This is a genomic window from Pseudomonas fluorescens (assembly GCF_001307275.1).
Lineage (GTDB): Bacteria > Pseudomonadota > Gammaproteobacteria > Pseudomonadales > Pseudomonadaceae > Aquipseudomonas > Aquipseudomonas fluorescens_AA.
The window spans coordinates 6,220,472-6,232,244 of record NZ_CP012831.1 but is presented as its reverse complement, the minus strand read 5'-3'; the positions used below and the strand labels follow the sequence as shown (position 1 = coordinate 6,232,244).

General features: G+C 59.8%; 10 protein-coding genes. 2 read left to right on the top strand and 8 right to left on the bottom strand.

Annotated elements, in window-relative coordinates; genetic code table 11:
- Window positions 1-61: 61 nt before the first annotated feature.
- The gene (locus AO356_RS27365; RefSeq protein WP_060742467.1) at window positions 62-1,117 is read right to left on the bottom strand and encodes a phenylacetaldoxime dehydratase family protein; all 1,056 of its coding nucleotides are present in this window, start codon (window positions 1,115-1,117) and stop codon (window positions 62-64) included.
- Window positions 1,118-1,679: 562 nt separating this feature from the next.
- Here AO356_RS27365 and AO356_RS27360 point away from each other — a divergent pair.
- Window positions 1,680-2,615: a helix-turn-helix domain-containing protein gene (locus AO356_RS27360; protein ID WP_060742466.1), complete on the top strand. Its 936-nt coding sequence runs from the start codon at window positions 1,680-1,682 to the stop codon at window positions 2,613-2,615.
- A 57-nt stretch (window positions 2,616-2,672) separates the two neighbouring features.
- Here the strand turns inward: AO356_RS27360 and AO356_RS27355 are convergent, their stop codons facing one another.
- The 4 genes from AO356_RS27355 to AO356_RS27340 form a co-directional block, all read right to left on the bottom strand.
- On the bottom strand, window positions 2,673-3,695 hold the full coding sequence (locus tag AO356_RS27355) for a transketolase family protein (RefSeq protein ID WP_060742465.1): 1,023 nt from the start codon (window positions 3,693-3,695) through the stop codon (window positions 2,673-2,675).
- Window positions 3,692-4,540 carry a transketolase gene (locus AO356_RS27350; RefSeq protein ID WP_060742464.1) on the bottom strand — a complete coding sequence of 283 codons (849 nt, stop codon included), beginning with the start codon at window positions 4,538-4,540 and terminating at the stop codon, window positions 3,692-3,694. Before AO356_RS27350 ends, AO356_RS27355 begins: the two co-directional genes overlap by 4 nt.
- Before the next feature lie 17 nt (window positions 4,541-4,557).
- Window positions 4,558-5,859, bottom strand: a complete 1,302-nt coding sequence (locus AO356_RS27345) for an MFS transporter (protein WP_060742463.1) — start codon at window positions 5,857-5,859, stop codon at window positions 4,558-4,560.
- A 96-nt stretch (window positions 5,860-5,955) separates the two neighbouring features.
- Window positions 5,956-6,705: an SDR family NAD(P)-dependent oxidoreductase gene (locus AO356_RS27340; protein WP_060742462.1), complete on the bottom strand. Its 750-nt coding sequence runs from the start codon at window positions 6,703-6,705 to the stop codon at window positions 5,956-5,958.
- Between the two features lie 187 nt (window positions 6,706-6,892).
- On the opposite strand from AO356_RS27340, the gene AO356_RS27335 reads away from it, so the two are divergent.
- On the top strand, window positions 6,893-7,810 hold the full coding sequence (locus tag AO356_RS27335) for a LysR substrate-binding domain-containing protein (RefSeq protein ID WP_060742461.1): 918 nt from the start codon (window positions 6,893-6,895) through the stop codon (window positions 7,808-7,810).
- Window positions 7,811-7,883: 73 nt separating this feature from the next.
- On the opposite strand, the gene AO356_RS27330 is transcribed toward AO356_RS27335, so the two are convergent.
- Genes AO356_RS27330 through AO356_RS27320 form a run of 3 tightly spaced genes read right to left on the bottom strand, consistent with a single transcriptional unit; the run spans window position 7,884 to window position 11,769 of the window.
- Window positions 7,884-9,902, bottom strand: a complete 2,019-nt coding sequence (locus AO356_RS27330) for an LTA synthase family protein (protein ID WP_060742460.1) — start codon at window positions 9,900-9,902, stop codon at window positions 7,884-7,886.
- The gene (locus AO356_RS27325; RefSeq protein ID WP_060742459.1) at window positions 9,902-10,501 is read right to left on the bottom strand and encodes a hypothetical protein; all 600 of its coding nucleotides are present in this window, start codon (window positions 10,499-10,501) and stop codon (window positions 9,902-9,904) included. The genes AO356_RS27330 and AO356_RS27325 overlap by 1 nt, the downstream gene beginning before the upstream one ends.
- Entirely contained in the window at window positions 10,501-11,769 is a 1,269-nt protein-coding gene (locus tag AO356_RS27320; protein ID WP_060742458.1) for a sialidase family protein, read from the bottom strand. Before AO356_RS27320 ends, AO356_RS27325 begins: the two co-directional genes overlap by 1 nt.
- Window positions 11,770-11,773 lie beyond the last annotated feature (4 nt).

The following is an 11,773-nucleotide window of genomic DNA, read 5'->3' as shown; positions in this document are numbered from 1 at the left end:
AAGAGCCCCGCTAGCGCCCATCGGGCGACGCGCAGGGCTAAAAGTGGAGTCAGCGATGGAGTCAGGTGGGCGACACTTGCGCGTCGCGCATCATCCCGGTCTGCGGATGGCAGTTGATGTACTCGAACAGTTGTTGGCTACCGTCCGCTACCGAGACCTCGTGATACAGCCGCAGCTTCGAAAGGCCCCCGATTACTCGGAAGAACGTGGTGAAAATACGCAAGTGAGTGGGGTGGGATTCTGCCCAGCGCTCCAGTTTGTCGAGGGATCGCCAGTGACCGATGTCATAGGCGATGTCGAGGAGATTGCCATCCAGGTCGACATTGCGTACGAAGCGGTTGCTGTAGCAGCCCAGCGCCTGCCCCTCGTCACGCAGGAAGTTCATGCCGTCTTGCAGTGGCGGCAGCATCTCGTTGAAGTAGAGCGCACGCTCTTCGTCGCCGGCTTCGACCCAGTCTTGTCCGGAGCGGATCAGCGTCAGGTTGTCGTGGCCGCGTACCACGACCCTGCCGCCCTTGGCGGGGTCGCCTGAAATGACTTGCAGTTCGCTGGTCGGCTGCATCCAGTCGGTCTGTGAGATAGCAAAGCGATCCCGCGCCGAGCCCCAGTAGCCGTGCTCCTCGATCTCGCCGCTGATGCCGTCCATGATCGCACCGACACCTGGCAAATCATCCTGGAATGCATACAGCGTCTCGAACTGCTCGGCACGTGGTGCGATGACTTCGCGGAAATACCCCAACCCCTCGTTCAGGCGCGCATCGTCGCCCCACCAATCGGCCACAGGCGCTGAAAGTAGCCATCGGTGATAGGCGGCGGGATCACGCCAGTAGCCCACGGCGATGAAGTTTCCGTAACCCTGATTGTCGAGGTGGTAGGTCAGGTCGTGATTCCCTGGGCCATCGGCGAGGGCAAAGCTTGCGTCAATGTAGCGCATGGCTTGCAAGGCGGCGGCGCGTTGCTCGTCGCGAAATTGCACCCCGAGGTAAGCCATTACAACTTGCTTCACGTTTTCGTCAGCCCGCCCCACAAACATCGGGAAGGGTGGCTGGTAATCGTCGTGGACACGACGGGACAAAGTCCGCGGACATTTGAGATGTTTATCGATTGCAGATTCCATGGGGGGCTCCTTTATTTCCGTCTCAAACGGACGGTTCGCTGTTCTACATCCCAGTGGATGTTGTTGTTTTGCGGTGGGTACCACTCCATCGGCGTTGCAGCACCAAGGTCCCGAGCTGCACCAGGTAAGTGGCGAACTCTTCGGGTGCCATGTCCCATCGCTGTAAAAACCAGGATGAATCGGACAGTCGCTGCTGTTCTCGTGGATGCATGAGACACCTCCTCATTCGTGCTTGTAGGGACACGGCGTGGAGTGAAAATTATCCAGGGCGGATGCAACGTGCTTGGCTCGAATGGACAACCGTTTGGTTAAAAAGGACAGGTAAAAAAGGCCGGCATGTCAGCGCGCGGCAATGGTGCGGGGCGTGTGAAACAAGGGGGCGATGTGCCCCGAGAAGTGGCATGGGGAGTGTTGGAGGGATCGGCCTTTGTAACGTGCAGGCGGCTATCTTCCAAGGTGTCTGGCAGCGGGAATGATGCGATGGAGATGGCCTGCTAATTGCTTGGCTCGCAAAAACGTTACCCCGCTTCTTTTGTTGAAACGCCGCCGCGAGGTGAATGCAATGAGCCAGACCTGTCAGTATTCAACGCTTGCCGTTACGGCCCCCCACCGGTTCGATTACTGGAAAGAGGTGGTTTGTCACCACTGCCTGGACGCAGACAGCAAACGACTGGCGCAGAGCGATTTTGACGGGGCACTTGAGGTGCATGCCATGGGCGCATTGGACATCTGCACGTTGTCCGCACCCTTGCACTATTGGGAGCGTTCCGCCCAGCACCTGCGCAGTGATCCTAATGACGATTTGTGGTTGGGCTTCACCAGGAGCGGTTATGGCGAACTGGAGCAGGCTGACCGACGGACGAAACTGGCGGCGGACGATCTGTTTCTTTATGACGCATCCCAGCCGTTCAGATTCAGCTTCGGTGGTACTGATAACCACCTTGTCCGCATTCCGCGACAATTGCTCAGTCAGCGCTTGGCCTCCATAGCAGACTGCACCGCTGTGGTTCTGGATGACCGTCGCCCCGGGGTGATTCCGTTACGCGAGATGCTACGTCAAGCCGCGAGTATGCCTGCCGGCTTCCATAACACAGGAGTCTCCAGTCGTTACTCCAGCACGTTGCTCGACCTTCTGGTGGTCAGCCTGGAACTCCAGGATTTAAAGCAGACTCATGACGAGTTGGATCTGCATGGCCGGATCATGAAGTACATCCACCAGTACTTGACCGAGGCGGACCTGTCGCTCGAACGCATCGCGCAAGCCCACCATGTCTCCACACGCACGGTGACGCGCGCTTTCGCCCGTCATCAGAAATCGCCGGTCGCAGAAATCTGGAAGGCACGCTTGCTCGCCAGCCGCGAGGCTATTGAGCGCGGTCAAGTCCGCAGTATTTCTCAGGCGGCGCTGGATTTCGGTTTCTCCGACTTCTCTCATTTCAGCCACGCTTTTCGCAAGGCCTTTGGCGTTGCTCCCCATACGCTCCTGCGACGAGAGTAAAAAGGGGGGCTTTCCCCACGGCGTTCAGGGGGGAGGTCCCCCCTGCAGTTTTAAACCCTATAACCAACCCTTGATCTGCGCGCACACAGCCTGGGTGGAAATACCGTAGCGATCGTGCAACGTCGGCAGTGCGCCCGCATCGAGAAACGCGTCCGGCAGCGCTATTTGCCTGAACGTCGGCGTGACGCCATTGCGCAACAGCACGGCGGCCACCGCTTCGCCCAATCCGCCGATGATGGAGTGGTTTTCGGCCGTCACGACCAGTCGTCCCGGCTTTCTGGCCTCAGCCAGGATAGTCTGCTCATCCAAAGGCTTGATGGTGGGAACGTGAAGCACCGCGACATCCACACCGTCAGCCTGAAGCTCCTTGGCTGCTTCCAGGGCGCGCATCGTCATCAAACCGGTGGAAATGATTAAAACCTCATTGCCCGTACGCAGGGTCTTGGCTTTGCCGATCTCGAATTCATAGCCATATTCATCGAGCACCAGCGGTACGTTGCCGCGCAGTAACCGCATGTAGACGGGCCCTTGGTGCGCGGCAATGGCGGGCACGGCTTGTTCGATTTCCAGGGCATCGCAGGGGTCGACGATCATCAGGTTCGGCATGGCGCGGAAGATCGCCAGATCATCCGTTGCCTGGTGGCTGGGGCCGTACCCGGTGGTCAGGCCCGGCAGACCGCAGACAATTTTAACGTTGAGGTTTTCTTCGGCAATCGCCATGCAGATGAAGTCATAGGCCCGGCGCGAAGCAAACACCGCGTAAGTGGTGGCGAAGGGCACGAACCCCTCCCGAGCCATGCCGGCCGCCGCGCTCATCAACAGTTGCTCAGCCATGCCCATCTGGTAGAAGCGCTCTGGGTGCGCCTTCGCAAAAATATGCAGGTCGGTGTATTTGGACAAGTCAGCCGACAAACCCACGATGTCCTGGCGCTGGTCCGCGAGTGCGGCCAGTGCGTGGCCGAATGGCGCTGGTTTTGTGGCCTGGCCTTCAGCGGCAATCGAAGCAATCATTGCCGAGGTCGTCAGCTTTTTCTTCGACGCTGCGGGCACCTGAACGTTGGTATTGGGTGTGTTGTTCATACTGTTTTGCCTTCTTCCAGGTTGTTCAGGGCCACATCCCATTCATGCTCATCTACGCGGATGAAGTGAGTCTTTTCGCGGGTTTCCAGGAACGGCACGCCTTTGCCCATCTTGGTATCGCAGATGATGACGCGCGGCTGTGCGGCGGGATGGCTGCGGGCTGCGTCGAACGCTTTGACCAAGGCGTCCAGGTCGTTACCGTCCACCCGTTGGGTAAACCAGCCAAAGGCTTGCCATCGGTCAACGATGGGTTCAAATGCCAGCACCTCGCTGGAGTGGCCGTCGGCTTGCTGGTTGTTGACGTCGACGATGGCGATCAGGTTGTCGAGTTTCCAGTGCGAAGCTGACATCACCGCTTCCCAGGTAGAACCCTCATTCAACTCGCCATCCGATAGCAGGTTGTAAACGAAAGAGCCGGACTGTTTGCGCTTCAGACCCAGGCAGGCGCCTACCGCGATGCCCAGTCCCTGGCCCAGCGAGCCGCCGGTGATTTCCATGCCGGGGGTGTAGGCGGCCATACCGGACATGGGCAGGCGGCTGTCATCCGAACCGTAGGTTTCAAGCTCATCCAGTGGAATGATTTCAGCCTCGATCAGCGCGGCATACAGCGCGATCGCGTAGTGACCGATGGAAAGGTAAAAGCGATCACGCTGTTCCCACTCGGGGTCTTCGGGCCTGTAGTTCAAGGCATGAAAGTACGACACGGCCAGCAAGTCTGCCGCGCCCAGTGCCTGACCGACATAGCCCTGGCCCTGGACTTGCCCCATGCGCAAGGCATGGCGGCGAATGTTATGGGCACGCTGCACCAATGTGGTGGACGCCGCGCGAGATAAAGTGGCAGTCATGGAAATTCTCCGTTAACTCAACGATTGACCGAAGCGGCAGGAATGCGCAGTACCAAACAGGCACCGATGCACAGCACACCGGTAATCAGGTACATGCCGATGGCGCTCGAACCGGTCGTGGTGGTGATCCAACCAATCAGGTACGGCGAGCAGAAACCCGCCAGATTGGCAAAGCTGTTGATTCCGGCGATCCCCGCAGCGGCGGAGACACCACCGAGCAAGGTGGTAGGCAGCATCCAGAACAGTGAAGACGCCGACAGCACGCCTGCTGCTGCAAGGCACAGGCACAACACCGACAACGTCAGGTTGGCACCGAACACCGCCGCCAACGTGAGGCCCAGCGCGCCGGCAAGCATTGGCCCGACCAGATGCCAGCGCCGCTCCTGGTGTTTGTCGCCGCTGCGCCCCATGAGCACCATCGCAATGATGGCGCACAGGTAGGGGAGACTGGTGAGCAATCCGATGTGCATCGGATCGGCAACACCTGCATTACGGATAAGCGTCGGCAGCCAAAAGGTGATCGCGTACTGGCCCATGACCACGCAAAAGTAGATACCGGCGAGAATCCACAGGCGGCGGTCCCGCAGGAATGCCCCGACCGAGGCGTGGGTGACTTTGCGGCTGTTGTCCTCGGCCAGTTCTTTGGCGACCAGCGCTTTTTCTTCATCGGTGAGCCAGGTCGCCTGGTGCACGCCGTCCTTGAGGTAGGCCAGCACCATCAGGCCGACGATGACGGTCGGAGCGGCTTCAATCACGAACATCCATTGCCAGCCCGCCCAGCCATGAACGCCTGCGAACTGTGTCATGATCCAGCCTGAGAGCGGTCCGCCGATCATCCCCGAGAGCGGGATGGCGATGAACCACAGCACCGTCATTTTGGCGCGACGGTAGGAGGGGAACCAGTAAGTAAGGTAGAGCAGCAAGCCCGGCGCGAGACCCGCTTCGGCGATCCCGAGCAGAAAGCGCAGCGTATAGAATTGCCAGGCCGTTTCTACGAAGGCGAAGAGGGCGGAGATGATGCCCCACGAGATCATGATGCGTGCGATCCAGCGACGGGCACCGACCTTGTGGAGGATGAGGTTGCTGGGCACTTCGCAAAGGAAATAACCAAGAAAGAACATGCCGGCGCCAAGCCCGTATACGGTCTCGCTCAGGGCCAGGTCATTCATCATCTGAAGCTTTGCGAACCCGACATTCACCCGGTCCAGGTAAGCGCACAGGTAGCACAGCATCAGGAAAGGCATCAATCGCCAGGCAGTCTTGCGATACGCGCTTGAGCGCACTGTGGACACAGTGTCGAGCGTCATGGTGGTCATCATGATGGTCTGATCTCTTGTTTTTATAAAACGCCGGGCTCAGGCCCGACGTATCTTCGATCCAGAACTGAAAGGGCAGTGGGTGGCTTCAGTTGATCGTCAATGGATCAACATGCCGCCGTTTACATCGAGCGTGATACCGGTGAGGTAAGAGGACAAGTCGCTGGCGAGGAACAGTGCCGCATTGGCGACATCCTGCGCGGCACCGAGCCGGCCCAGCGGGATGCTTTCGATGATGGCGTGACGACGATCGTCCTGCATCAGGCCGCCGGTGATGTCGGTATGGATCAAACCTGGCGTGATGGAGTTGACGCGAATGTTGTCCGCGCCAAACTCCCGCGCCATGGCTTTGCCAAGTCCGAGTACACCGGCTTTCGCTGCGCTGTAGTGGGGGCCGCCGAAGATGCCGCCGCCGCGCTGGGCCGACACGGATGACATGCAAACGATGCTGCCCGAGGCCTGGGTACGCATGACCGGAATGACCGCCTGGGACATCAACAGTGTGCCGCGCAGGCTCACATCCAGGACTTTGTCGTAATCGCCCGGGCGTATGTCCAGGGTCTTGATCGGCTGCGTGATGCCGGCATTGTTGATGAGTATGTCGATACGGCCGTAGCGCTCGACAACCTTGGCGACCGCGGCTTTGACTTGCATTTCGTCGGCGACATTGGCTGCCAGGCCCAGATGGCCTTCGCCGAGGGTGGCCGCAGCGTCACGGGCGGCGGATTCGTCGAGATCCAGAATCACGACGTGGGCGCCGTGTCTGGCGAAGGTAACAGCCGTTGCTCGGCCGATACCACGTTCGGATGCGGCGCCAGTAATAATCGCGACTTTGCCTTGAAGAAGCATGAGGGGTACCTCTGATTGTTTTTATGGTTCGATTCAGCGATCGATGACCCAGAGTGGTCCCCGTCAACAGGTCGAGCAATAACGCAAACGTCACTGCTACATGAATAAAATTCAGCACTCGTCAATGCAGATCGCAAATGCTTGAATGGCACTCCCTGCTCGTGCCACAAAAACAGGCTGAATACTGATGCGCCAGGACGATATCCCTTCATCCCATCTGCCACCGCTGAGAGCCATTCAAGCCTTCGAGCAAACCGCTCGTTTCGGCAACCTGGCAAGAGCCGCCGAAGTGCTCGACCTCACGCCGTCAGCGATCAGCCATCAACTGGCCAAGCTGGAGGTGATGATTGGTCGACAGCTGTTTGTGCGGGCTGCGCGTGGGGTGACGCTGACACCGGTAGGTGAGCAGTACTTGAAGGACATTTCCGGTTTGTTGCAGAGCCTTGAAGTCGCCACCCAGCGGGCCGCGAGTGACGTGAGCCTGGATTGCCTGCGGCTGCATTCCTCCCCCAGCTTTGGCTTGCTATGGCTGATGCCCAGGTTGGAGTCATTTCGCTTGACCAACCCGGACATCCAAATCAATTTGTCTTGCTCCTATGAATCGCTGCATTTCAGCCAGGACAAGATCGATGTCGATATTCGCCACGGCCGGCCCAATTGGCCCAGCTATGAAGTGCGTACCGTGCGTAACGAGAACTTCGCTGTGCTGGCCTCGCCCAAGCTGATCGCGCGTTGCACGGTAAAAAGCGCCGCTGATCTTCTGGCTGAAGACCTGATCCTTTCCGAAGCGACCTTGCTCAGATGGCCTGAGTGGTTCGCCCAACATGGCCTGGCGCGCCCCGAAAAACCCTACGCCTTGAGTTTTGATCGCTCCTACATGAGCCTGGAAGCGGCGAGCCACGGTTTGGGATTCGCCCTCGAAAGCACGCTGCTGGCACAAAAATACCTCGCCAGTGGCTCACTGGTCGAGGTCGCCCCCGAAGCGTTGAGCTCTCCGGTCGCCGCCCACCATCTGGTGTTCCCAAGGGCTCACTCCAGCTTTCCCAGGGTCAGGCGGTTTTTGGGGTGGATGGAAGGGGAGTTAGGGCATAGTTTCGTGTTCTGAAGTGGTGGCCGCCCGAACGGTCACCACTGCGCCTACAGATACAAATCAGTCATTGAGCGTGAAAACCGCAGCGTCATGGAATATTGCGATAAAGCATCATCCGAGCCGTTTCGTGCAGCCCCCGTGTCAGCCCATTCAAGCGCCGAAACTCCTCGGGGTGCTGCGCCGCCACATCGTCACGCGGCGTGGGTGATGCCAGGTCGTGTAGGGTCGGCGAACTGCCGTCGTGCTGCATCTGCAGCAGGAAGTCCTTGGTAACACCGCCAATGATCGGGAATGTCCCCTCGCGCAGTACCAGCGGCACCACGCGCTCGCCCTCGGGAGCCGGCTGCTGGATATCCCGGCCCAGCGCGCCATTTCTGAACGGTATGCCCGCCATGCCCGCCACCGTCGGTAACAGGTCCACGAGACCGACGGCCTCTTCGATCACCCGGGGTTGCAGGCCGGGGGCATGGATCAGCAGTGGCACGTTATTGCTTTCCAGGCCCAGTTGCTCGAACGCCGGGGCCATGTGCGGGATCTGGCTGATACGCGTGTTGTGGTCGCCAAAGAACACAAAAATACTGTTGTCGTAGTAGCCGCCGGCCTTGGCGATTTCCATCAGGCGGCCGATGTTGTAGTCCAGCAGGCGCACGGCGTTATATTGTTCGACGCTACGGGAACCGGCGGCCTGGACTTGCTCCAGTGTCACGTCCTTGACCTGGAAGCCGTCGTTTTGCTTGGGGATGGTGAACGGCCGATGGTTGCCGGAGGTTTGCAGGTAAGCAAAGAATGGCTGGTCCTTGGGCACAGCACGCAGCAGTCGGTCGCTTTCCTTGAACAGGTCCAGATCGGAAATGCCCCACACGTCCACGCGGGGCGAGCGCCAGTGGCTTTCCTCGAACAGTTGCACGCCGTCGATGCTCTGGCGGATCAGCGCATTGATATTCGCCCAGCCGGCGTTGCCGCCGATCATGTAGAACTTCTGGTACCCCTCGAACGCGTTGATCAACGTGCGTTGGCGCGTGATCAGCGGGTTGCGGGTGGCGGTCTCCTGGCGGGTCACATCCGGCACGCCGGTGATACTGGCCCATACGGTCTTGGCGGTACCGGTGACGGGCACATAGAAGTGCTTGAAGAACCAGCTTTGCGTGGCCAGTCTGTCCAGGTTCGGCGTCGGGTCGAGCGGATTGCCATAGGCACCGACGGCGCTGGTGCCGAGGGATTCGAGCATGACGAAAATCACATTCGGCGGGCGCTCACCGGCCAATCGATAAGGCTGCACGCCTTGTTCGCGGACGAAATCAAGTCGCTGGGCGTCGGGTTGATCGACGCCCAGGTACTGCGCGATCTGCGGGTAGTGCTCGCGCACCTGGGCTTCATCAAATTGCGCTTGACCGACCTTGAGCGTGTCATACAGAAACAGCACCGGGTTCAGGCCCACTGCCGCCACTTGGTTGTTGCCGGAGAAGAACGCATCGCTCCAGCGCAGCGGCACCGGGTTTTCCAGGTTGAGGTTGGCGACGCGGCCAAGCAGGGCCAACAGCACGGCTACGACGCCCATCACGGAAACCGGCGCCAGTGCCCACTTGCTGATAATTTTGCGCTCCTGATCCAGGGTCAATCGTTCAAGGCGTATCAGCGCCCAAACCCAAAGCGTCACTGCCGTCAGCCAGCACGAGGCGATCCACACCACCGGGTAGGTTTCCCACACCATCTGTTGTGAAATCTGTGCGTCTTGCAGGTAGCGCAGCACCGTCGCATTGATGCGCACGCCAAGGTAGGCGTAGTGGCCGAAGTCGATGATGTACACCAGGCCAACCACCGCTAGTGCGATGAGCAGATAACCCCGTGCCAGCCAACGCAAGATCGGCAGGGTGGTCAGGTTCCAGCGCGGCAGCCACGCCAGCACGGCCAGCGGCAGCAAAATCAGCACCGTCAGGCGTAGGTCGAAACGCAGGCCGATGCCCAGTGTTTCCAGGAGCGACGGGGTGTTTAAAGCCAGGCCGGAAAAACCCAGCACAAATACCAGCCGCAACGCGGCCAGCAACGCAAATACCAAGGCGATCGAGCCTGCGCCGTAACGCAGGCGGCGCGATTGCAACACACCCATCATTGACCTCTGTGCCATTTCAAAAGGGGACGCCAGGCGGCGCCGATCAGCAGGCCGACCCCGGCCACCAGGCAGTAGCCGGTCAGCAGCGGGTCGACCAGATAGTCCCAATAGTTTTCCGAAGCCTTGAGCCGCATCGCGAAGGCCAGGGTGCCGACCGCCAGCATCCACACGGCCAGGGAATTGCGCAGCCACAGCATCAGCAGTGCCAAAGCACCTACCAGCACAATCATGGGCCGCGGGTTGAACCCCCAACGGTATGGGTCGTAATAGGTCAGGCCCAAGGTGGCGGGGTACAGCAACAGGCTCAATACGCCGAACAGCGCCAGCAATTGCACTTGGTGCTGACGCACAAGCGGCGGCACTACGCCCAACCTGCTGAGTGCGACCCACCCCAACAGCACCACGGTGCTGAGCGCCAGGTCATCGGTAAAACTGCGCACATACGCCGCCAGCGGCAGCTCATTGACCGGGATAAAACTCACCGCAGCCAATATCGGCAACCACCACGGGCGCCAGGGCGCGCTGAATCGAAACGTGCTCAACAGCACAAACCCCAACAGCACAAAACTCAAGTGGGCCTGCCATAGAGGAACCATCACAGCCGCTCCGCCAGCCAGGCTTCGTTGAAGCTGACATGTTTGATAAACGTGTTATTCCATGAGTACACCACGTGGTACATGCCGTCCGGGCCGCGGCTGAAGTACGGGTACTCGTATTCGAAATCGCAGCCCTGGGGTTGGCACACGCGGTAGTCGAGGTTACTGAGGAAGCGTTGTTCCAGCGGCAAGCGCCGTGCGCCGCTGGAGGCACGGAAGCCTTCTCCGATGATTTCCTTGTAGACGTCGGGCGAGAAGGGTTGGCCGAGCGGATCGGGTGACTGGTCCAGTTCCACCACCGTACGCCATTGGCTGAGCTGGGCGTCGGTGCCGTAGAGACTGAGCCTGAAGCGGCCGTCCTGCAGGTCATTGAGGGCCACCAGCAAACCGTCGTCCACCGTGCCCACTGCCGCCAGCGACGAATTGGGGTTGGCGGGCTCCAGCGGATACGGTTCGCTCCAGGTTTGCCCGGCGTCTTCGGTACGGCTCGCCAGGACGCGGTGGTGGGTGTCGCCGGCATAGCGCAACATCGCCACGGCGCGGTTGCCGTCCAGGGGCACAATGGTAGGTTGCAGGGAGTTTTTGCCACGGCTGATGCGGAATTTGTCGATCACCGCACCGTCGGCGCTCAAGTACAGGTACTCGGCAAACTTGCCCATGAATTCGTGGTAGACCGGCAGGCCGATAGAACCATCGGCATGGAACACCGGTGCGGCGCGTACCAGTGTGCTGATATTGAAGAATGGTGAGGTCACCAATTGCCGAGGTGTCGACCAGTTCGCGCCGAGGTCATCGGACACCATCACATTGATTGCACTGGTGGCCCAGCCACCCACCGATACCGAAACATAAAACATCCACAAACGATTGTCCGGCGCCAGGGCTATGACCGGATTGCCCAGTTTGCGGATGTAACGCTGGGTGCCGTCACGGGTGCTTTCCCGCGTGGCAAGCACGTGCTCGGTGCCCCATTCGCCGCTACGGGCATCAAAGCGTGCGGTGCGCACCTGTACATCGGCAGCACCTTCGCGCGAGCCGGCAAACCACACGGCCATCAAGTCGCCACCGGGCAGGGCGGTAACCGATGAGGCGTGCACAAAGTCATTGAGCTGCGAAGACACAAAACGACTGGTGTACTGCGGCGCCGCAGTTGCCTTCGCGGTGTTCGAGCTGATAGGGGCAAACGGCGCCAATACATGGGGAGGATGACTGAACCAGGCGGCGCAGAATACCCCTAGCAGGCTGCAGATCAGGAAGGCGGAGCGCATAGGC